The organism is Agromyces sp. CF514 (genome assembly GCF_900113185.1).
Classification (GTDB): domain Bacteria; phylum Actinomycetota; class Actinomycetes; order Actinomycetales; family Microbacteriaceae; genus Agromyces.
This window is the reverse complement of the sequence record NZ_FOZD01000001.1, coordinates 109,042-130,595: the sequence shown is the minus strand read 5'-3', so window position 1 is coordinate 130,595 and position 21,554 is coordinate 109,042. Positions and strand designations below refer to the sequence as shown.

Sequence of the window (21,554 nt, the reverse complement as noted above, 5' to 3'; positions counted from 1 at the left end):
CGACCCCACACGCGAAAGGACGCACGTGCAGCACTCGATCCGACCCGGGCAACCGTGGCTCGACACCGACGGCAACCGGATCCACACCCACGGCGGCTCGATCATCGCCGTCGGCGACACCTTCTACTGGTACGGCGAGAACAAGGAGAAGACGGCCCCCGGCAACGGCATCTGGCACTGGGGCGTGCGCGCCTACTCGTCGAAGGACCTCTACAACTGGCAGGATCTCGGCACGATCCTGCCGCCGGTGCTCGACGACGAGAGCCACCCGCTGCACCCGGCGCAGCTGGCCGACCGGCCGCACATCATCCACAACGCCGCGACCGGCAAGTTCGTCTGCTGGGTCAAGGTCATGCACCGCAACGGCGAGCAGCGCTCGAGCGTGTTCACCGCCGACGAGATCACCGGCCCGTACGAGCTCGTCACGCGCAGCATCAAGCCGCTCGGCATGAACGCGGGCGACTTCGACCTCGTCGTCGAGCCGTCGGACGGCAAGGCGTACTACATCTTCGAGCGCGTGCACAGCGAGCTCATCGTCGCCGACCTGAACGACGAGTACACGGATGTCTCGGGCTACTATTCGACGCACTTCCCGCGGTTGCAGCCGCCGTTCGTGCGCGAGGCGCCAGCGTACTTCCGCCGCCACGGCCGGCACTACCTCGCGACGTCGGGCACGACGGGGTACTTCCCGAACCCCTCGGAGTTCGCGGTCGCCGGCTCGTACCACGGTCCGTGGACCGAACTCGGCGATGCGCACCCCGACGACGAGTCGCGCACGTCGTACCGCTCGCAGATCTCGTCGATCTTCAAGCACCCGCATCGGCGCGACCTCTACATCGCGATCGCCGACCGCTGGATCGTGTCGCCGCCCGCCGACCTGCCCGACATCCCCGCGCTGTTCGAGCGCGTGTTCGACGTCGACCACGAGGGGCCGCGCGAGTGGGGGGCCATCGACCTCGGCGAGCCCGACACGTCACTCGCCGACTACGTGTGGCTGCCGATCCGGTTCGACGGCGACCGCCCCTACATCTCGTGGCGCGACGAGTGGACGATCGAGGAGTTCGAGGCGGTGGAGCCGCAGGGCTGAGCGGGCGCGCGGGGTGGTGATCAGCGCCGCCCCGCGGCATCCGTCGTCCGTGGTCGCCGCCCGAAGGCGCGGATCAGCGCTCGAGCACCGCGCGGGTGCTGGCCTCGGGCGACAGGTCGAGTCGCCGCAGGAACTGCGCGTTGACGGCGACGACGATCGTCGAGAGCGACATGAGGATCGCCCCGACGGCCATGGGCAGCACGAACCCGATGGGCGCGAGCACGCCCGCGGCGAGCGGCACCGAGATGAGGTTGTAGCCCGCGGCCCACCACAGGTTCTGCTTCATCTTGCGGTAGCTCGCGCGCGAGAGCTCGATCACCGAGAGCACCGAGCGCGGGTCGTCGCTCGCGAGGATGACCCCGGCCGAGGCGATCGCGACATCCGTTCCGGCGCCGATCGCGATGCCGACGTCGGCCTGCGCGAGGGCCGGGGCGTCGTTCACGCCGTCGCCGACCATCGCGACCCTGTGCCCCTCGCCCTGGAGTTCTGCGACCTTGGCGGCCTTGTCTTCGGGGCGCACGCCGGCGAAGACGCGGTCGATGCCGAGGTCCGCGGCGACCGACTGGGCGACCGCCTCGGCGTCGCCCGTGATCATGACGACCTGCACGCCGAGGCGGTGCAACGCGTCGACCGCCTCGCGCGACTCGGGTCGCACCTCGTCGGCCAGGGCGAGCGCGCCGACGACCTCGCCGTCGGCGAGCACGTGCAGGATGATCGCGCCCTGCTCGCGCCATGCGGATGCCGCGTCGAGCTCGGGCTGCGCATGACGGGCGAGCATCGCGGGCCCGCCGACGGCGACCGTCACGCCGTCGACGTCGGCCGTGACACCCTCGGCCGCGGACGCCTGGAACCCGGTCGCGCGCGGCACCCGGAGCTCCCGCGCGACGGCCGCCTGCACGATCGCCCTGGCGAGCGGGTGCTCGCTGTCCTGCTCGGCGGCAGCCGCGAGGGCGAGCACGTCGGCCTCGGTGCGCGGCGCGACCGGCGCGACGTGCGTGACGACCGGCTCGCCCCTGGTGAGCGTGCCCGTCTTGTCGAACAGCACCGCCGAGACCGTGCGCATGCTCTCGAGCGCGAGCCGGTCCTTCACGAGCACGCCGCCCTTCGCCGCGCGTTCGGTCGCGATCGCCACGACGAGGGGGATCGCGAGTCCGAGGGCGTGCGGGCAGGCGATGACGAGCACGGTGATGGTGCGCACGACCGCGTCGTCGGGCTGCCCCACGAGCGTCCATGCGATCGCCGTCAGCACGGCGGCGCCGAGCGCGAACCAGAACAGCCAGCCCGCGGCCGTGTCGGCCAGGCGCTGCGCACGCGAGGTCGAGTTCTGCGCCTCGGCGACGAGGCGGCGGATGCCGGCCAGCGCGGTGTCGTCGCCCACTGCCGAGATGCGCACGCGGATCGCGGTGTCGGTGGCGACCGTTCCCGCGACCACGTGGTCGCCCGGGCCTCGGCTGACGGCCCGGGACTCGCCCGTGATCATCGACTCGTCGACGTCGGCCGTGCCCTCGGTGACGACGCCGTCGGCGGGAACCCGGCCGCCGGGCCGCACGATCACGAGGTCGCCGACGACGAGGTTGCCCGGCGCGACCGTGACCACGGCGTCGCCTTCGAGGCGCTCGGCCTCGTCGGGCAGCAGCGCCGCGAGCGACTCGAGCGCCGACGAGGTCTGCGCGAGCGAGCGCATCTCGATCCAGTGCCCGAGCAGCATGATCACGATGAGCAGCGCGAGCTCCCACCAGAAGTCGAGCTCGTGGTGCAGCAGGCCGAGGCTCGCCCCCCACGACGCGAGGAACGCGACCGTGATGGCGAGCGCGATGAGCAGCATCATGCCCGGCTTGCGCGCCCGAAGCTCGGAGACGGCTCCGGTGAGGAACGGGCGGCCGCCCCAGACGTACATGACGGTGCCGAGCACGGGCGAGATCCACGTGACGAAGGCGGCATCCGGCAGCTCGTAGCCGAGCAGCATCGCGAACATACCGCTGAAGGCGATGACCGGCACCGAGATGACGAGCATGATCCAGAACAGTCGGCGGAACTGGCCGACGTGGTCGCCGTGGCCCGCGTGGCCGGCATGGGCGTCGTGCCCTGCGTGCATGTCGTGGCCGGCAGGGGCGTCGTGGCCGGCGTGCATGTCGTGCCCAGCCTGAGGGTCGTGGCTCGCCGGGGCGGTCGTCGCCGCTCCTGCGCCGCCGTGCTCGTGGTGGTGGTGCTCGTGATCGTGACGCGCGTGCTCGTCCATGCGGACAGGCTATACCCCTAGGGGGTATCAACGCAACCGATCGGGAGGACACGCGGGCTCGGCCAGTTGTTTTGAGTTATTCAAAACACCGGGTAGGGTCGAAGACATGGAGACCACGCTCGACTCGGCATTGCGCAGTGCCGGGCTGAAGGCGACCGCAGGCCGGGTCGCCGTCCTCGAGGCGCTGGACTCCATGGCGCACTCCGACGCCGAGCAGGTGCTGCGGGCGATATCCCGCGACCTGCCCAAGACGTCGATCCAGTCGGTGCACAACATCCTCGCCGACCTGACCGCGGCGGGCCTGATCCGCCGCATCGAGCCGGCGGGCTCCGCTGCGCTCTACGAGCGGCGCATCGACGACAACCACCACCACGTCGTCTGCTCCCGCTGCGGGGCCGTCGCCGACGTGGACTGCGTCGTCGGCCATGCGCCGTGCCTGACGCCCTCGACCACGTCCGGATTCGCGATCCAGACGGCCGAGGTCACCTTCTGGGGCGTGTGCCCCGACTGCCAGGCGACGCCCGTCGAGTGAGCGCACCGCATCGCACCGCCCACCACGGGCGGTCCGTTCGTCGCGCCCGAGAACGGATGCCGCGGCATCCGCTCTGCGCGATCCCTACCGAACAGTTCTCCCCACCGAACGAAGGAGCACCATGCACGAGCACTACACGACCACCCAGACCGGCACCCCGGTGGGCAGCGACGCGCACTCGCTGACGGCCGGGGCCGACGGCGCCACGGCGCTGCACGACCGCTATCTCGTCGAGAAGCTCGCCCAGTTCAACCGCGAGCGCATCCCCGAGCGCATCGTGCACGCCAAGGGCGGCGGCGCGTTCGGCGAGCTCGTCGTGACCGAGGACGTCTCGGCGTACACCCGCGCGGCGGTGTTCCAGCCCGGCGCGACGAGCGAGACGCTGCTGCGCTTCTCGTCGGTCGCCGGCGAGATGGGCTCGCCCGACACCTGGCGCGACGTGCGCGGCTTCGCGCTGAAGTTCTACACGACCGAGGGCAACCTCGACATCGTCGGCAACAACACCCCGGTGTTCTTCATCCGCGATGCGATCAAGTTCCCCGACTTCATCCACTCGCAGAAGCGGCTGCCGGGCTCGGGCCTGCGCGACGCCGACATGCAGTGGGACTTCTGGACCCTCTCGCCCGAGTCGGCGCACCAGGTCACCTACCTCATGGGCGACCGCGGCCTGCCCAAGTCGTGGCGCCACGTCAACGGCTACGGCTCGCACACCTACCAGTGGATCAACGCCGAGGGCGAGCGCTTCTGGGTGAAGTACCACTTCGTCGCACGCCAGGGCGTCGAGAACATCGACGGCATCGAGGCGGAGGCGATCGCGGGTGCCGACGCCGACTTCTACCGCCGCGACCTCCACGAGGCGATCGAGCGCGGCGACTTCCCGACGTGGGACGTCAAGGTGCAGGTCATGCCCTACGCCGAGGCTGCCGGGTACCGCTTCAACCCGTTCGACCTCACCAAGGTGTGGCCGCACGCGGACTACCCGCTGATCCCGGTCGGGCACTTCACGCTGAACCGCAACCCGCAGAACCACTTCGCCGAGATCGAGCAGGCCGCGTTCTCGCCCGCGAACCAGGTTCCCGGCACCGACATCAGCCCCGACAAGATGCTGATGGCGCGCGTGTTCAGCTACCCCGACGCGCAGCGCTACCGCGTCGGCACCAACTACAACCAGATCCCCGTGAACGCGCCGCACGCCGCGCCGGTGCACAACTACTCGCAGGACGGCGCGCAGCGTCACGGCTTCAACGCGCCCACCGCCCCGGTGTACGCGCCGAACAGCTTCGGCGGCCCCGTCGCCGACCCCGCTCGCGCGGGCGAGGGTTCGTGGGAGTCCGACGGCGAGCTCGTGCGCGCCGCCGCGACCCTGCACGCTGAAGACGACGACTTCGGCCAGGCCGGCGCGCTCTACCGCGAGGTCTTCGACGACGCGGCGCGCGAGCGGTTCCTCGACACCATCACGGGTGCCGTCGGCGGCGTGCAGCGCGACGACATCCGCGAGCGGGCCATCGGCTACTGGACGAACGTCGACGCGAACCTCGGCGCGGCCCTGCGTGCACGCCTGACGGCGGGTGCCGAGGCACCCGAAGCCGCGGTCGAGCCGGTCGGCACGCCGAGCTAGCCGACCGATCACTGCAGGGTGCGGATGTCGCGCATCCGCACCCTGCGATCGATCGCCTTCCCGGCCGGGCGACGAGGTCGTGACCCTCCCACCGCCACCGCCGCCGTAAACTGCGACGGTGGCGAGCAGACTGAGCGATGTGGCGCGGAAGGCGGGCACGAGCCCCGCGACCGTGAGCCGCGTGTTGAACGATCGGCCCGGCGTGTCCGAGGCGAAGCGGCAGGCCGTGCTCACCGCGCTCGACGTGCTCGGATACGAGCGCCCCTCGAGCCTCCGGGGCGACCGGCCCCGGTTCGTGGGGCTGGTGATGCCCGAGCTGCAGAATCCGATCTTCCCGGCGCTCGCCGAGCTCATCGGCGGCACGCTGACGCAGAACGGGTTCAGTCCGCTGCTGAACACGCAGAACACGGGCGGCATGACCGACTCGGACTTCGTCGAGCTGCTGCTCGAGCAGCAGGTCAGCGGCGTCATCTACCTCGCCGGCGTGAATCCCGACGGTGCGGCGGCGCGCCCGCACTTCATCCGCCTCCAGGAGTCCGGCCTTCCGACGGTCGTGATCAACGGCACGGTCGACGCGCTCCCGTTCCCCACGGTCTCCACCGACGACGTCGCGGCGGCCGAGCAGGCCGTCACGCACCTGCACCAGCTGGGCCACCGACGCATCGGCCTGCTCATGGGCGGACGCGGGCACCTGCCGTCGCAGCGCAAGGTGTTCGGTGCGCAGCGCAAGCTCGCCGAACTCGGGTGCGAGGTCGACGACGCGCTCGTCGTGCAGGGCATGTACTCGATCGAGGCGGGGCAGGCCGGTGCGGCGAAGCTGCTCGGCGAGGGCGCGACGGCGATCGTCTGCGCGTCGGACATGCTCGCGCTCGGGGCGATCTGGGCGGCGCGGCGCGCCGGACTCCGGGTGCCCGACGACGTCTCGGTCGTGGGGTACGACGACTCGCAGCTCATGAGCTTCATCGATCCCCCGTTGACGACCGTGCGGCAGCCGATCGATGCGATGGGCCGTGCGGCCTTCGACCTGCTCATGGCGCAGATCGAGGGCTCCGACGAGCCGGTCGGCGAATTGCTGTTCGAGCCGGAGTTCGTGCTGCGCAGCTCGACGGGGCCCGTGCGCGCCTGATCCCGCGGGCCGTTCCGCCGCGACATCCGTGATCCGACCGTGTGCCGGGCGTCTCTTCGGCGTGCCGTTCTTCGCGCCGTTCCGCGCGCCGCGAACTGGAACAAGCCAACCTCTCATCTGGAATCTTGTGCAGATTGAGTGAAATTCCTTTCCAAACGTCGGGAACGTCGCTATCTTGAGATCACTCAGTCCCGCTGACCCCCGGCGGGTGACGAACTCGAAGAGGAGTGGATGATGCGAAGGAGCATCACGATCATCGGCGCGGTCGGCGTCGTGCTGGCGCTCGCCGGCTGTGCTGCCGGCTCTGGCGACACCGCGAGCACGCCCGACGCCGACCAGACCCTGACCCTGTGGGTCGACCCCAACCGTGCAGTGGAGATGAAGCCGCTCGTCGCCGACTTCAAGGAGAAGACCGGCGTCACGGTCGAGCTCGTCGAGAAGGCGGTCGACAAGATCGGGCCCGACTTCGTCGCCCAGGTGCCGACCGGCGAGGGCCCCGACCTGATCATCTCGGCGCACGACGGCCTCGGCGAGTGGATCAAGAACGGCGTCGTCGCCCCGATCGAGCTCGGCGACGTCGTCGACGACTTCGTGCCGGTCGCCGCCGCCGCCATGGCCTACGACGGCCAGTACTACGGCGTGCCGCTCGCGATCGAGAACGTCGCGCTCGTGCGCAACAACGCACTCCTCAAGGAGACCAAGGCGACGACCTTCGACGAGCTGATCGCCGAGGGCCGCACGGCCGGCACCGAGTTCCCGGTGCTCATCCAGCAGGGCGAGTCGTCGGATCCGTACCACATGTACCCCCTCCAGACCTCGTTCGGAGCCCCGGTCTTCGAGCAGAACGCCGACGGCTCGTACACGAGCGAGCTCGCGATGGGCGGCGACGAGGGGCACGCCTTCGCGAACTACCTCGCGAAGCTCGGCCAGGAGGGCGTGCTCGACATCGCCGTCGACGGCGCGATCGCCGGTCAGGCCTTCGGCGACGGCAAGTCGCCCTACATCATCACCGGGCCCTGGGGCATCCCGGGCATGCAGGAGGCGGGCATCGACTTCACGGTGCTCCCCGTGCCGAGCGCGGGCGGCGAGCCGGCCCAGCCGTTCGTCGGCGTGTCCGGCATCTTCATCTCGTCGAAGTCGAAGAACCCGGTGCTCGCGAACGAGTTCGTCGTGAACTACATGGCGACCGAGGAGGCGCAGGATCTGCTCTACGACTCGAGCAAGCGCAGCCCCGCCCTCATCGCCTCCGCCGACAAGGTCACCGACCCGGTGATCGCCGGATTCAACGCAGCGGGCGCCGAGGGCGCGCCGATGCCCGCGATCCCCGAGATGAGCGCCGTGTGGGGCTTCTGGGGCACCGCCGAGGCGCAGATCATCGACGGCCAGGTCGACCCGATCACCGGCTGGGACACGATGATCGCCAACATCCAGGACGCCAGCGACAAGGGCTGATCGCGTGGTGCCGCCTCCGTGCCGTCACGCGCACGGGGGCGGCGTCACCGCCGGAGCCGGATCCCGCGCCGATCGCGCACCGCCGCCGGACGCCATCCCGACATCACCCCGCTCGCATCGCACCGAGGATCGCATGACCATCTCACCCCCCTCCGCGCCCAGGGCCGAGACGCCGGCGCCCGACGAGCCGGGCGCTCGCACGCCCGCGCCGCGTCGTCGTCTCGACTTCGGCGGGCGCAGGCCCTCGCTCAGCTTCTGGGTCAAGCTCGTGCTGGTCGGCATCGCGAACGCGCTCGGGCTGTACGGCATCCTCTCGGCGTGGGCCGTCGGCCAGTGGGCGATCCTGATCTTCCTCGTCGTGACGCTGGTGCTCGTCGACTGGGCCTACACATCGCGTCGGGCGGTCGCGGCGAAGTACCTCGTGCCGGGCCTGATCTTCCTGTTCGCCTACCAGATCTTTGCGATGGCCTACACGGGCTACGTCGCGTTCACCAACTACGGCGACGGACACAATTCGACCAAGCAGGATGCCATCGAGCAGATCTCGATGCAGAACGAGATCCGGCTCGACGGGTCGCCGACGTTCCCGCTCACGGTGCTCTCGCAGGGCGACGAGCTGGGCTTCGCGGTCGTCGACGACGGCGTGGTCGAGGCCGGATCCGCCGATCAGCCGCTGGCTCCGGTCGACGGGGCGACGGTCGAAGACGGTCGCGTCACGGCGGTGCCCGGGTGGGACGCGCTCACGTTCCTCGACGTCGCGAACCGGCAGGCCGACGTCGTCGCCCTCCGGGTGCCGATGTCCGAGGATCCGGCTGACGGCTCGGTGCGCACGCAGGACGGCTCGACGGGTTTCGTCGCCGTGCCCGTGCTGCAGTACGACGCCGAGACCGACACGTTCGTGAACACCGACGACGGCACGGTCTACCACCCCAGCGAGACCGGCAACTTCGTGTCGGACGACGGCGCCGAACTCACTCCGGGCTGGCGCGTGGGCGTCGGCTTCGCGAACTTCACGTCGATGGTCACCGACCCGCGCATGGTCGGCCCGTTCGCCGAGATCTTCACCTGGACGTTCGTGTTCGCGCTGGTGTCGGTCGTGCTGACCTTCGGCCTCGGCATCTTCCTCGCGGTCGCGTTCAACGACCCGAGGCTGCGGGGACGCAAGGTGATCCGATCGCTGCTGATCCTCCCGTACGCGTTCCCGGGCTTCCTCTCGGCGCTGGTCTGGGCCGGCATGCTGAACGACCGGTTCGGTTACATCAACGTGGTGCTCTTCGGGGGTGCCGACATCCCATGGCTGACCGATGCGCTCCTGGCGAAGGTCTCGGTGATCCTGGTCAACCTGTGGCTCGGGTTCCCCTACATGTTCCTCATCTGCACGGGAGCGCTCCAGGCGATCGACGCCGACACGCTCGACGCCGCGCGCATCGACGGCGCCGGCCGGTTCCAGATCTTCCGATACCTCACGCTGCCGTTCGTGATGGTCTCGGTCGCTCCGCTGCTGATCTCGTCGTTCGCGTTCAACTTCAACAACTTCGCCCTGATCTACATGCTCACGGGCGGCGGGCCGAACTTCGTGGGCACTCCGTACGTCGTCGGGCACACCGACATCCTGATCTCGATGGTCTACTCGGTGGCCTTCGAGAGCGGCAGCAAGCAGTACGGCGTCGCGAGTGCGCTGTCGCTGCTGATCTTCATCCTGGTCGGCCTGATCTCGTGGCTCGGCTTCCGTCGCACGCGTCGCCTCGAGGAGATCTGACATGGCCTTCACGACACCGGATGTCGCAGCCGCCGCAGCTTCGGACACCACCGAGGCGCGCTCCTCCGCCCGCCCGACGTCGATCGGCCCCGGCGGGAGCCGCCTGCGCGGCGCACGGTGGTGGTCGGAGATCGGATGGCGGTACCTCGTCGCGGCAGCGATGATCGTCGTCTGCGTCTTCCCGCTGCTGTACGCGCTGTCGGCCGCGCTCAACCCGGCCGGCACACTCACGGGGTCGTACGAACTGTTCCGCGTGGTGTCGCCCGAGAACTTCGCCGCCCTGTGGGACACGCCGTTCTGGCTGTGGATGAAGAACTCGATCGTCGTCGCCTCGCTCACCGCGGTGGGCACGGTGCTGATGGGCGCGGCTGCGGCGTATGCGTTCTCGCGCTTCCGCTTCGCGGGGCGACGGGCGGGGCTCACGACGCTGCTGCTCCTGCAGATGTTCCCGCAGATGCTGGCGTTCGTCGCGATCTTCCTGGTGCTGCTCGCGGTCGGCGACGTCTTCCCGGCGCTCGGACTGAACTCGCATCTCGGTCTCGTCTGCGTCTACCTCGGCGGCGCCCTCGGCGTGAACACCTTCCTGATGTACGGCTTCTTCAACACGGTGCCCTGTGAGCTCGATGAGGCGGCGAAGATCGACGGGGCGAGCCACGCCCAGATCTTCTGGCGCATCATCATGCGACTGGTGACGCCGATCCTCACGGTCGTCGGGCTGCTCTCGTTCATCGGCACCTACAGCGACTTCATCATCGCCAGGGTCGTGCTGCAGAGATCGGAGCAGTTCACGCTCGCGATCGGGCTCTACAACTGGGGATCCGACGAACGCAACGCCCCGTGGGGGCTGTTCGCCGCGGGTGCGGTGCTCGCCGCCATCCCGGTGGTGCTGCTGTTCCTCGCGCTGCAGCGCTACATCGTCTCCGGGCTCACCGCCGGCTCGACGAAGGGCTGAGTCCGGCCCGCTCCGAACGACCTCCTCCAGACCCCGACCCGCTCCGTCGCCGACGCATCGCCGCTCGGCATCCGAACCACGGACGCTCGCTTCGGCGACCGCGAAAACTTCCCGAGAAAGGCCCCGTCTTGACCATCACCACCGCAACCGCGCTGCGAACCGCCAGACCCGAGTCCGTCATCGAGTCCGAGCACGCCCGATTCACCGTGCTCACCGAACGGCTCATCCGCATCGAGTGGAGCGACACGGGCGACTTCGTCGACCTTCCGACGGCCGTGGTCGTGAACCGCGACTTCCCGCCCGCCGACTTCACCGTGACCCGCACCGACGACGGGGGCCTCGGCATCCGCACGCGGTACCTCGAACTGCAGTACGACGGTCGCGAGTTCTCGTCGTCGGGGCTGTCGATCTCGCTGCACGCGGCTCCCGACATCCACTACTCCACGTGGCGGTACGGCGAGCAGATCCCCCGGATGTACGAGACGAGGGGCAACCTCGGCGGCACGGCGCGCACCCTCGACGAGGTCGACGGCGACTGCCCGTTGGAGCCCGGCATCCTCTCGACCTACGGGTTCGAGGCGCTCGACGACTCGGGCTCGGTGCTGATCGGCGACGACGGATGGCCGCGCGCACGCCCGGCGAACGGCTGCGACCTCTACGTGTTCGCCCACGGCCGCGACTACCAGGGTGCGCTCGACGACTACTTCCGCCTCACCGGGGCGCCGGCACTCGTGCCCCGTTATGCGCTCGGCAACTGGTGGAGCCGGTACTGGCCGTACTCCTCGGGCGAGTTCCTCGAGCTCATGGACGGCTTCGCCGCGCAACGCCAGCCGTTCTCGGTGGCCGTGCTCGACATGGACTGGCACCTCGTCGACGTCGATCCCGCGATCGGCACCGGATGGACGGGGTACACCTGGAACCCCGAGCTGTTCCCCGACCCGGCCGCGTTCCTCGCCGAACTGCACCGCCGTGGGCTCGCGGTCACCTTGAACGTGCACCCGGCCGACGGAATCCGCCGCCACGAGGCGAGCTATCCGGCCGTGGCGCGGGCCATCGGCGTCGACCCCGAATCGGGCGACGGCATCGTGTTCGACATCGGCTCGCGCGAGTTCGTCGAGGCGTACCTCACCGAGGTGCATCATCCGATCGAGGAGCAGGGCGTCGACTTCTGGTGGCTCGACTGGCAGTCGGGCGGCATCTCGCGCATCGACGGGCTCGACCCGCTGTGGATGCTCAACCACGTGCACGTCACCGACCTGCAGGACTCCGGCAAGCGCGCCGTGACCCTGTCGCGGTACGCCGGACCCGGGAGCCACCGCTACCCGGTCGGGTTCTCGGGCGACACGCACGCGACCTGGGCGTCGCTCGACTTCCAGCCCTACTTCACGAGCACCGCCGCCAACATCGGCTACTTCTGGTGGAGCCACGACATCGGCGGCCACATGCGGGGCCGCACCGACCCCGAGCTGACGCTGCGGTGGATGCAGTTCGGCGTGCTGTCGCCCGTGAACCGCCTGCACTCCTCGGCGAGCCCGTTCGGATCGAAGGAACCGAACCTGCTCGGTACCGAGCTCGCCGGCATCGCCGCCCGGTACCTCCGCCTGCGCCACGCGCTCGTGCCCTACCTCTACACGGCGGCGCACCGCGCGCACGCCGACGGCGTTCCCGTCGTCCGGCCGATGTACCACGCGCATCCGTACACCGACGAGGCCTACCTGCACCGGAACGTCTACCTGCTCGGCCCAGACCTGCTCGTCGCACCGATCACCACGCCCGTCGACGGCGAGGCGCAGGTCGCGGCCACCGCCGTGTGGCTGCCCGACGGGGAATGGACCGACCTGTTCAGCGGGCGACGCTACCGCGGCGGGCGCACGACGACCGTGCACCGCGCCCTCGACGCGTACCCGGTGCTGGTGCGAGCGGGTGCCGTGCTGCCGCTCGCCATGGACGCGATGGCCCCGGTCGACGAGAACCCGGCACGTCTCGCGCTGCGGGTGTTCGAGGGAACGTCGTCCTCCACGATCGTCGAGGACGACGGAACCGCGCGCCCCGAGCCGTGGACCACCGAGGCCACGCAGACGTCGACCCGTCGCGAGGACGGGCGCAGCGACATCCGGCTCGTGCTGACGAGCGGAGCAGGCCTGCCCGCGCGCACGCTCGAGACCCTCGCGTTCGACCTCGCCGGCATCGCGTCGATCGAGGGCGCCGTGCTGCTCGTCGACGGCGTCGAGCGGCCGATCGCCCAGGTGCAGGATCCGACGGATGACGCGGCCGACCTCGCGGACGCGCTGCGACTCGAGGCGCACGACGTCGACCTGCACGCGGCCGTCGAGCTGCGGATCACCGGCGCCCGGCGTCGGGTGCGATCGGCGAGGCACGATGCGTTCGTCCTCCTGCAGCGCGCCCGGATCGATCTCGACCTGAAGGATCGCGCACTGGCGACCATCGAGCGGGCGCAGGGCATCGCGCTCGCCGACGAGCTGGCGGGCATCGGCCTGCCGCCGGTGCTGCTCGGCGCGCTCCTCGAGGTCTTCGCCACGGCCGAGGCCGCCTGACCGTCGGGCGGCCGCGAACCCGCCCGGCACGACCCCGCACCACCCACTCACCGGCACCACGAACGCACCATCGATCGAAGGAGATCCTGATGTCGCACCGAACCCGAATCGCCGTGATCGGGGTGACCGTCGGCGGCGTGCTCGCCGCGGGCCTCGCCCTCGCACCGCCGGCGGTCGCCGCCGACCTGCCGCACGAGTACGAGGCCGAGACGGCCGTGCTCTCGGGCGGGGCGGGCATCAACGCCAACCACCTCGGCTACTCGGGAACCGGGTTCGTCGACGGGTTCGTGCTGGACAATCGGGGCGCGGCGACGGTGACGTTCAGCGTCGATGTACCCGCCACGGGCGAGTACGGGCTCAACCTCCGGTACGCCAACGGCCTCGGCACGGACATGACGCTCTCGCAGGTCATCGGCGACGAGGACCGGCAGATCGTGTTGCCGTCGGCCGCGGGCGCCTCGTGGAGCCGGTGGTTCGTGCACCAGGAGACCGTCGAGCTCGAGGCGGGCGTGCAGGACGTGACGTTCCGCTTCGACGACGATGACACCGGCAACGTGAACCTCGACGCGATCTCGCTCACGACGGTCGGCGATCTCTCGACCCCCGGCGGCGGGGCGACGGATCCGGGCGAGATCCCCGGATCCGGGCCCGACACCCGCTGGGACGGCGTCGCGAACGCGCTCGCCGCGGTGCCGGCGCCGAAGCGTGCGCAGGCGTACGGAGCCGGGGACGCCTTCTTCGCGAACGGTGCGACGACCGTCGAGCGCGACGGACGGACGGGCATCGACCTGAGAGCGCCCCGTGCGCGCATGGCGGTCTCGACGTTCGCCACGACGGACCGTGCGCAGAAGGTGTCGATCCGCTACGTCAACGAGGGCGCCGAATCCGTTCAGGTCGTCGTCGGAGTCGACGGGCTGCCGGTCGGCACCGTCGCCCTCCCGCCCGCGCAGGCCTGGCGCGAGGTCGCCGTCGCGCTGCCGCTGCGCACCGGCCTCGGCACGGTCGAGCTGCGGCGCACCGCCGCAGAACACGACGGTCTCGTCGTCGTCGACGCGATCCGGGTCGAGCAGGCGAGCCCGGCGACGGAGCGCGGTGCCACGACCGGCACGGTCGTCTACGAGGCCGAGCACGGTCGCACCACTGGGGAGATCCTCGCCCCGAGCCGCGCGTTCCACGACCTCTCGGCCGAGGCATCCGGTCGACAGGCGGTCACCCTGACCGAGGCGAAGGACTCGGTCGAGTGGGTGCTGACCGAACCCGCCGATGCGCTCGTGCTGCGCGCCTCGATCCCCGACAGCGCCGACGGCACCGGGCAGTCGGGCACGCTCGCGCTGTACGCGGGCAAGCGGAAGATCGCCGACGTGCCCGTCTCGAGCACCTACTCGTGGGTGTACGGCGGCTACCCGTACGGCAACGACCCGTCGCAGGGCGGCGCCCAGCGGTTCTTCGACGACTCGCGGGCGACGTTCGCGAAGCTGCCGGCGGGCACCGTGCTGCGGCTGCAGAAGGACGCGACATCCGGAGCCCTTCCCTACACGGTCGACCTCGTCGAGACCGAGGTGCGCGCGAAGCCCCTCGCGGCTCCGGCCGGCTCGCTCGACGTGACCGCGTTCGGTGCGACGCCCGACGACGGCACCGACGACACCGCGGCGATCCAGGCAGCAGTGGAGGCCGCGAGCGAGGCGGACGCGAGCGTCTGGGTGCCTCGCGGGCGCTTCACCGTCACCGAGGCGGTCCGGCTCGTGGATGTCTCGATCCGAGGCGCCGGACCGTGGTACTCGGTCCTCGCGGGCCGCGACGGCAAGGGCGGCCTCTACGCGATGGGCACGGGCGTCACGATCGCCGACCTCATGATCGACGGCGACGTGCGATACCGCGACGACCGGCTCTTCGACACCGGCATCGAGGGCAACTTCGGCCAGGGATCGCTCATCCAGGACGTCTGGATCGCGCACACCAAGACCGGGTTCTGGGCCACCGCGGGCACCGACGGGCTGTACGCCGTCGGGCTGCGCGTCAGCGACACCTTCGCAGACGGCGTGCACCTCGACGGCGGCGTGGTCGACACCCGCGTCGAGCACGCGAGCGTTCGCAACACGGGCGACGACGGCATGGCGATGTGGTCGTCGGGCGGTGCGGTCGTGCGCGGCACGTTCGCGCACAGCACCGTGCAGAGCCCGCTGCTGGGCAACGGCGCGGCCGTCTACGGCGGCGACTCGAACCGCATCGTCGACTCGGTCATCGCCGACACGCTCACCGCGCCCGCAGGCATCGCCATCAGCACGCGCTTCAACCCGGTGCCGTTCTCGGGCACGACGATCGTGTCGGGCAACGACATCTTCCGCAGCGGCGGCTGGGAGCCGAACTGGAACACCTCGTTCGGCGGCATCTGGGTGTTCGCCGACACGAGCCACATCACGACGCCCGTGGTCATCGATCGCACGCGCATCATCGACTCGACCTACGAGGGCCTGCTCGTCAGCGGCAGCCACTGGGTCAACGACCTGCGCGTCAGCGACGTCACGATCGAGGGCACGGGGTCGTACGCCGTCGCGGCGCGAGTCGGAGGCGACCACCGCTTCCGCGACGTGCGCGTCTCGGGAGTCACCGAGCCCGCCGACGGCCGCAACCACCTCTGGGGCACGTTCATCGACGAGGGCGGCAACACGGGCCTGCTCGCCGCCGTGACCGCGTCGTGCGCGGTGACCCAGCGCACGACCCCCGTGGTGCTCGGCGGGTACGCCTCGACCGTCACGCTGAAGAACACGGGCACAGCGGACCTCGCGGTCGGCTCGCTCGCCTGGCGGGTCGGGAGCGGCGAGGCCGTGCTGCTCGCCCCCGGAGGGGCCCTTTCGCAGAACGGCTCCCGCGTCGAGGTCGACCTGGGTGACGCCACGCTGAAGCCCGGCAAGAGCCGCACGGTCGTGGTCGCCGGCACGGCGAACGCGAAGTCCGTCGTGAAGCCCGACGCCTTCACGCTCGACGGGATGCGCTGCGCGACGCCGTAGTCGCCCTCGCGTGCAAGCCGCCCGCCCGGGGAACGGGCGGGCGGCTTCGTGCGCTCAGCCCCCGTGTCGGCTCGCGGGCCTAGGCGGATCGCAGGATCGACGTCATCTTCTTGCCGCGAGCGACCTCGTCGACGAGCTTGTCCATGTACCGGATGCGCTGCATGAGGGGGTCTTCGATCTCCTCGACGCGCATGCCGCAGATGACGCCCGTGATGAGCGCCGTGTTCGGGTTCATGGCCGGGGCCTCGGCGAAGAAGGTGCGCAGGTCGGTGCGGTCGGCGATGACGCGATCGAGTCCGCCCTTGTCGTAGCCGGTGAGCCAGGTGAGCACCTCGTCGACCTCGTCGCTGCTGTGGCCCTTGCGCTCGACCTTCTGCACGTAGAGCGGGTAGAGGCTCGCGAACGTCATGCCGAAGATGCGGTGTTCCTTGTGCTGGGCGCTCTCGACCATGGGTGCAGGCTAACCCACGCTCAGTTCGCGCGCGGCGTCGTGCAGGCAGCCGACGAACGCGGCGCAGACGGCACCGTTCGCCGGACGGGCCGATCGTGCCGCGAGCAGCCGCGTCGTCGGGGATCCGGCGAGCGGCACCACGGCGATCGACGGTGGAACCAGCTGCCTCACCGACTCGGGCAGGATGCTGGCACCCACCCCTGCGGCGACGAACCCGAGGGCCGTCTCCTGGTGCACGACCTCCTCGACCACGTTCGCGGCGCCGCCGGCGTGCGCCAGCACCTCGGAGACCCGGTCGACGTAGCCGCGCATCAACGACCTCGGATACGAGATCAACGGCACCTCGAGGATCTGCTCGGCGGTCACCTCCCCGAGCCCCGCGAGCGGGTGGTCGATCGGGAGGCAGGCGACGAGCCGCTCCTCGAACACGACCTCGGTGGCCAGGGCCGTGGCCGAGGCATCCGTCGACTCCGCATCGGGCACCTCGTCGCGCACGATGCCCACGTCGAGCGAGCCGTCGCGCAGTCGGTCGAGCTGCTCGCCCGAGGTGAGCGGAACCAGTGAGAGCGAGACCTCGGCCCGGCGCGCCCGGAACAGCTGGACGACACCGGGCAGCACCGTGTAGTTCGCGGAGCTGACGAATCCGGCGGTGAGCTCGCCAGCCAGGCCGTCGGCGAAGTCGCGCATCTCGGTGCGGACCGACTCGACCTCGTCGAGGATCCGTCGCGCCCTCGCCTGCAGGTGGCGGCCGGCCGCCGTGAGCGTCACGCGCCGGGTGCTGCGTTCGAACAGCGGCACCCCGACCTCCTGCTCGAGGCGCGCGACCTGCACGCTCAGCGGGGGTTGCGACATGTGCAGCCGGCGTGCGGCGCGCCCGAAGTGGAGCTCGTCGGCGACGGCCACGAAGTAGCGCAGTTGACGCAGTTCCATGGCGGCACGGTACGTGTCTCGTATTACCGTGCCGTTACAGGCGGATTGCGAGCGAATCGCTCTCAATCCGCGTCGAAAAGGGTATTTGACCGGGGGTTGTCCGGGTGGGTTTCCTGATCACATGCTTCCCGAGTTGAAGGACCGACGAATGAACGCCGACATCGCATCGAGCACCCGCATCGACATGCTCTACCTCAGCGAACCCGAGGTGATCGCGGCCGGGGTGAAGGACATGGCCCGGTGCATGGACGTGATGGAGGAGGTGCTCGTGCTCGTCGCCAAGGGCGACTACCGGATGGCCGGCAACTCGGCGAACTCGCACGGCGCCCAGATCAGCTTCCCGCAGAGCTCGCCGTTCCCGGCGATGCCGCTCGACGCGGCCGACCGCCGGTTCATGGCGATGGCCGCCTACCTCGGCGGACGCTTCGACACGGCCGGCGTCAAGTGGTACGGCTCCAACATCGACAACCGCGAGCAGGGCCTGCCGCGTTCCATCCACCTCATCGTGCTGAACGACAAGCAGACGGGTGCGCCGTTCGCGATCATGTCGGGCAACCTCGAGAGCGCGTACCGCACCGCCGCGGTCCCGGGTGCCGCCGCGAAGCGGCTCGCTCCCGTGAACGCGAAGTCGCTCGGCATCATCGGCCCGGGCGCCATGAACAAGAGCGCGCTGCACGCCATGACCACCGCGCGACCGACCCTCGATACGATCCGCATCAACGGGCGCCGCCGCTCGACCTCCGAGGCGTTCGCGACCTACGTCAAGACCCACTACCCCCAGTTCACGACCATCGAGATCGCCGACTCGGTCGAGGCGGCCGTGCGCGACTCCGACATCGTGTCCGAGGCCGTGACCGGTCTCGTCGGATCGGAGAACTACCCGTACATCGACGGCGACTGGATCAAGCCCGGTGCGTTCCTGAGCCTGCCCGCGAACCTCCGCATGGACAAGGAGTACACGCTCTCCGGCAAGGCGCGGCTCATCGCCGACGCGAAGAAGATCTACGAGGCCTGGGCCGAGGAGTACCCGGCACCGTCGCACGAGACCGCCTTCGGCATGATCGGCCTGTACTGGCAGGACCTCATCGATGCGGGCGAGCTCGACGAGTCGAAGGTCGTCAACATCGGCGACGTCTTCGACGGCAGCGCCGTCGGGCGGGAGTTCGACGATCAGCCCGTGCTCTTCAGCGTCGGCGGCATGGGCGTCGAGGATGTCGCGTGGGCGAAGACCGTCTACGAGAACGCGGTCGAACTGGGCATCGGCACCAAGCTGAACCTCTGGAACACGCCGGACTTGGCCTGAGCCATGCCGCACGACATCCGCGAACCCATGGACGACCTCGCGAACCCGAATCCGAACCGGAACCCCCGACCCGAGTCGGCGACCTATGCGGTCATCGGCGCCGGCCTGACCGGAGCCTCCGCGGCCTGGCGGCTGGCCCAGTCCGGCGCCGAGGTGATCGTGCTCGAGCGCGACGTGCCGGCGTCGGCGCAGGGCAGCTCGCATGGTTCGGCCCGCATCTTCCGCTACGCCTACCCGGATCCCTTCTATGCGGGCCTGGTCGTGCAGGCCAAGCTCGGTTGGGACGAGCTCGAAGCAGCGAGCGGCCGGCGGCTGATCACGCCGAGCGGTTCGCTCGACTTCGGCGCGGTCCGAGACCCGCTCGGCCTTGCGCAGGTGCTGGCGGAGACGGGCGTCGACCACGAGATGCTCGGCAGGGCCGAGGCGCAGGCCAGGTGGCCCCAGCTGCACTTCGACACCGAGGTGCTGTGGCATCCGGGGGCCGGGGTGATCGACGCCGAGCGCTCGGTGGAGACGATGCTCGAGCTCGCGCAGGCGGCGGGAGCCGAGGTTCGCCTCGGCTGGGAGGCCGCGACCGTGCGTCGCGCCGCGACGGGATACCTCGTCACCTCGGCGACCGGCCAGACCGTGCATGCGGAGCAGGTGATCGTCGCCGCGGGCGGCTGGCTGCCGGCCCTGCTCGACGGGCTCGACCTGCCGGCCGGCTTCCTCGACGCCCTGCCGCAGTTCGAGGTGCGGCAGGAGAACGCCTTCCACTTCCCCTACCGCGATGCGCGGCACCAGGGCGAGACGCCTCCCGGAGCGACGACCTCGTGGCCGACGTTCATCTACAAGGGCGAGGACATCCAGGCGTACAGCCTGCCCGGCGGGCGCGATGCCGATTTCCGCGGGCAGAAGATCGCGGAGTACAACGCGGGTCGGGTGATCCCCTCCGCTCGCGCCCAGGACGGCGTGATCGACGCATCCAACCGGGCACGCGTCATCGGGTTCGTCGAGCGGTTCACGCCGGGCATGGCGCCCGAACCCTACGCGGAGGCCACGTGCCTGTTCACGAACGTGCCCCGCGACGACATGATCATCGACCGCGCCGAGGGCATCACCGTCGTCTCGCCCTGCTCCGGTCAGGGTGCGAAGTTCGCGCCGCTGCTCGGCGAGCTCGTGCTCGACCTCGTGGCCGGATCGGGGCGGGCCGCCGAGCGGTTCCGTGCGGCCGGGCAGCGATTCGCGGCGGCGGCATGAGCGGCCAGGCCGGTATGTCCGTACTGTCCGGCAGGGCCGGAACGGTCGCCCCGAGCGGCGCGGGCACGCACGGCGACGCGAACGCACTGCTGGCCGAGATCGAGGGGATCGGCCTCGCTCCCGATGGCGGCGGTTACACGCGCCCGGTGTTCTCGCCGGCCGAGCTCCGGCTGCGGAGCTGGTTCACCGCACACGCCGAGGCCCGGGGCCTTGCGGTCGAGACCGACCGGAACGGCATCATCTGGGCGTGGTGGGATGTCGCGGGCGGGCCGACCGCGACCGCGACCGCTCGACGCGACGCGATCGTGACGGGCTCGCACCTCGACTCGGTGCCCGGCGGCGGCAACTTCGACGGTCCGTTGGGCGTTGTGAGCGCCCTCGCGGCCGTCGACCTGCTGCGGGATCGCGGCGTCCGTCCGGTGCGGCCGCTCGCCGTCGCGGTCTTCCCCGAGGAGGAGGGGTCGAGGTTCGGCATCGCGTGCCTCGGTTCCCGGCTCCTCGCGGGTGCGGTGGCGCCGGAGCGGGTGCACGCGCTGGTCGACGACTCGGGATCGACGTTCGACGAGGTCGCCGCGGGCGCGGGCTTCGACGCCTCCGGCATCGGCCCGGACCCGGATCGCCTGGGCGACATCTCGGCGTTCGTCGAACTCCACGTCGAGCAGGGCCGCGGGCTCGTCGACCTCGATCAGCCCGTCGCGCTCGCCGGCGCGATCATCGCGCACGGCCGCTGGCACCTGCGGATCGAGGGGCGCGGCGACCATGCCGGCGCCACGCGAATGGCCGACCGGAGCGACCCCGTGATCGTGGCATCCGAGGCGATCCGCAGCGTTCGGCAGCGCGCGCTCGCCGTCGACGATGCCCGCGGCACCGTCGGGCGCATCAAGGTCGTGCCGGGCGGCACCAACGTCATCGCCTCGGCCGTCGACCTCTGGATCGACGTCCGCCATCGCGACGTTGAGCGGGTGCGTCGGATCGTGGAGCAGGTCGTCGCCGACACCCGCCGGGCGGCCGAGGCCGAGGACTGCACGCTCGCGGTGGCCGAGCAGTCGTTCTCGCCGACCGTGTCCTTCGACCCGGAGCTGCGCGATCGCATGCAGGCCGTGCTGCCCGGGGCCCCCGTGCTCGACACGGGTGCGGGCCACGATGCGGGCGTGCTCGCAGCGAGCATCCCCACGGGCATGCTGTTCGTCCGCAACCCGAGCGGTGCCTCGCACACCCCGGCCGAGTCGGCCGAGCCCGCCGACGTGGCCGCGGGAGTCGAAGCTCTTGCCCGGGTCCTCGAGCACCTGGTCACCCGATAGGC

15 protein-coding genes are annotated in these 21,554 nt (G+C 70.5%); 12 read left to right on the top strand and 3 right to left on the bottom strand.

Going from position 1 to position 21,554, the window contains the following annotated elements; all coding sequences use genetic code 11:
* The first annotated feature begins 25 nt into the window (after window positions 1-25).
* The gene (locus BM342_RS00600) at window positions 26-1,087 is read left to right on the top strand and encodes a family 43 glycosylhydrolase (protein ID WP_255368438.1); all 1,062 of its coding nucleotides are present in this window, start codon (window positions 26-28) and stop codon (window positions 1,085-1,087) included.
* 73 nt (window positions 1,088-1,160) lie between these two features.
* On the opposite strand, the gene BM342_RS00595 is transcribed toward BM342_RS00600, so the two are convergent.
* Window positions 1,161-3,326 (bottom strand): heavy metal translocating P-type ATPase, encoded by a 2,166-nt coding sequence (locus BM342_RS00595; protein ID WP_092963556.1) that lies wholly within the window; start codon window positions 3,324-3,326, stop codon window positions 1,161-1,163.
* A gap of 106 nt (window positions 3,327-3,432) precedes the next feature.
* On the opposite strand from BM342_RS00595, the gene BM342_RS00590 reads away from it, so the two are divergent.
* From BM342_RS00590 to BM342_RS00555, 8 genes are all read left to right on the top strand, one after another.
* Window positions 3,433-3,858, top strand: coding sequence for a Fur family transcriptional regulator (locus BM342_RS00590; protein WP_092963554.1), 426 nt, complete (start codon window positions 3,433-3,435; stop codon window positions 3,856-3,858).
* Between the two features lie 121 nt (window positions 3,859-3,979).
* Window positions 3,980-5,476 carry a catalase gene (locus BM342_RS00585; RefSeq protein WP_092963552.1) on the top strand — a complete coding sequence of 499 codons (1,497 nt, stop codon included), beginning with the start codon at window positions 3,980-3,982 and terminating at the stop codon, window positions 5,474-5,476.
* 118 nt (window positions 5,477-5,594) lie between these two features.
* Window positions 5,595-6,602, top strand: a complete 1,008-nt coding sequence (locus BM342_RS00580) for a LacI family DNA-binding transcriptional regulator (RefSeq protein ID WP_092963550.1) — start codon at window positions 5,595-5,597, stop codon at window positions 6,600-6,602.
* A 234-nt stretch (window positions 6,603-6,836) separates the two neighbouring features.
* Window positions 6,837-8,054: a sugar ABC transporter substrate-binding protein gene (locus BM342_RS00575; protein WP_092966319.1), complete on the top strand. Its 1,218-nt coding sequence runs from the start codon at window positions 6,837-6,839 to the stop codon at window positions 8,052-8,054.
* A 133-nt stretch (window positions 8,055-8,187) separates the two neighbouring features.
* Window positions 8,188-9,813 carry an ABC transporter permease subunit gene (locus tag BM342_RS00570; protein WP_092963548.1) on the top strand — a complete coding sequence of 542 codons (1,626 nt, stop codon included), beginning with the start codon at window positions 8,188-8,190 and terminating at the stop codon, window positions 9,811-9,813.
* A 1-nt stretch (window position 9,814) separates the two neighbouring features.
* Complete coding sequence (locus BM342_RS00565) at window positions 9,815-10,765, top strand: sugar ABC transporter permease (protein ID WP_092963546.1); 951 nt, start codon at window positions 9,815-9,817, stop codon at window positions 10,763-10,765.
* Window positions 10,766-10,893: 128 nt separating this feature from the next.
* Window positions 10,894-13,320, top strand: a complete 2,427-nt coding sequence (locus tag BM342_RS00560) for a glycoside hydrolase family 31 protein (RefSeq protein ID WP_092963544.1) — start codon at window positions 10,894-10,896, stop codon at window positions 13,318-13,320.
* Between the two features lie 89 nt (window positions 13,321-13,409).
* Window positions 13,410-16,328, top strand: a complete 2,919-nt coding sequence (locus tag BM342_RS00555) for a glycosyl hydrolase family 28-related protein (protein WP_092963542.1) — start codon at window positions 13,410-13,412, stop codon at window positions 16,326-16,328.
* A 79-nt stretch (window positions 16,329-16,407) separates the two neighbouring features.
* Here BM342_RS00555 and BM342_RS00550 read toward each other — a convergent pair whose 3' ends face one another.
* Both BM342_RS00550 and BM342_RS00545 read right to left on the bottom strand, forming a co-directional pair.
* The gene (locus BM342_RS00550) at window positions 16,408-16,779 is read right to left on the bottom strand and encodes a DUF2200 domain-containing protein (RefSeq protein ID WP_255368437.1); all 372 of its coding nucleotides are present in this window, start codon (window positions 16,777-16,779) and stop codon (window positions 16,408-16,410) included.
* A gap of 9 nt (window positions 16,780-16,788) precedes the next feature.
* Window positions 16,789-17,709, bottom strand: a complete 921-nt coding sequence (locus BM342_RS00545; protein ID WP_092963540.1) for a LysR family transcriptional regulator — start codon at window positions 17,707-17,709, stop codon at window positions 16,789-16,791.
* Window positions 17,710-17,857: 148 nt separating this feature from the next.
* Between BM342_RS00545 and BM342_RS00540 the strand changes: the two genes are divergently transcribed.
* Genes BM342_RS00540 through BM342_RS00530 form a run of 3 tightly spaced genes read left to right on the top strand, consistent with a single transcriptional unit; the run spans window position 17,858 to window position 21,552 of the window.
* On the top strand, window positions 17,858-19,012 hold the full coding sequence (locus tag BM342_RS00540) for a tyramine oxidase subunit B (RefSeq protein WP_177231999.1): 1,155 nt from the start codon (window positions 17,858-17,860) through the stop codon (window positions 19,010-19,012).
* Window positions 19,013-19,015: 3 nt separating this feature from the next.
* The gene (locus BM342_RS00535) at window positions 19,016-20,251 is read left to right on the top strand and encodes an FAD-dependent oxidoreductase (protein ID WP_255368436.1); all 1,236 of its coding nucleotides are present in this window, start codon (window positions 19,016-19,018) and stop codon (window positions 20,249-20,251) included.
* 14 nt (window positions 20,252-20,265) lie between these two features.
* The gene (locus BM342_RS00530) at window positions 20,266-21,552 is read left to right on the top strand and encodes an allantoate amidohydrolase (RefSeq protein WP_092963538.1); all 1,287 of its coding nucleotides are present in this window, start codon (window positions 20,266-20,268) and stop codon (window positions 21,550-21,552) included.
* The last annotated feature ends 2 nt before the right edge of the window (window positions 21,553-21,554 follow it).

Bases quoted from the DNA above. Each gene is read 5' to 3' on its own strand.
- BM342_RS00555 (WP_092963542.1), top strand. From the start codon at position 13,410: ATGTCGCACCGAACCCGAATCGCCGTGATCGGGGTGACCGTCGGCGGC.
- BM342_RS00545 (WP_092963540.1), bottom strand. From the start codon at position 17,709: ATGGAACTGCGTCAACTGCGCTACTTCGTGGCCGTCGCCGACGAGCTC.
- BM342_RS00565 (WP_092963546.1), top strand. From the start codon at position 9,815: ATGGCCTTCACGACACCGGATGTCGCAGCCGCCGCAGCTTCGGACACC.
- BM342_RS00595 (WP_092963556.1), bottom strand. From the start codon at position 3,326: ATGGACGAGCACGCGCGTCACGATCACGAGCACCACCACCACGAGCAC.
- BM342_RS00535 (WP_255368436.1), top strand. From the start codon at position 19,016: ATGCCGCACGACATCCGCGAACCCATGGACGACCTCGCGAACCCGAAT.
- BM342_RS00570 (WP_092963548.1), top strand. From the start codon at position 8,188: ATGACCATCTCACCCCCCTCCGCGCCCAGGGCCGAGACGCCGGCGCCC.
- BM342_RS00540 (WP_177231999.1), top strand. From the start codon at position 17,858: ATGAACGCCGACATCGCATCGAGCACCCGCATCGACATGCTCTACCTC.
- BM342_RS00550 (WP_255368437.1), bottom strand. From the start codon at position 16,779: ATGGTCGAGAGCGCCCAGCACAAGGAACACCGCATCTTCGGCATGACG.
- BM342_RS00575 (WP_092966319.1), top strand. From the start codon at position 6,837: ATGCGAAGGAGCATCACGATCATCGGCGCGGTCGGCGTCGTGCTGGCG.
- BM342_RS00590 (WP_092963554.1), top strand. From the start codon at position 3,433: ATGGAGACCACGCTCGACTCGGCATTGCGCAGTGCCGGGCTGAAGGCG.
- BM342_RS00585 (WP_092963552.1), top strand. From the start codon at position 3,980: ATGCACGAGCACTACACGACCACCCAGACCGGCACCCCGGTGGGCAGC.
- BM342_RS00530 (WP_092963538.1), top strand. From the start codon at position 20,266: ATGTCCGTACTGTCCGGCAGGGCCGGAACGGTCGCCCCGAGCGGCGCG.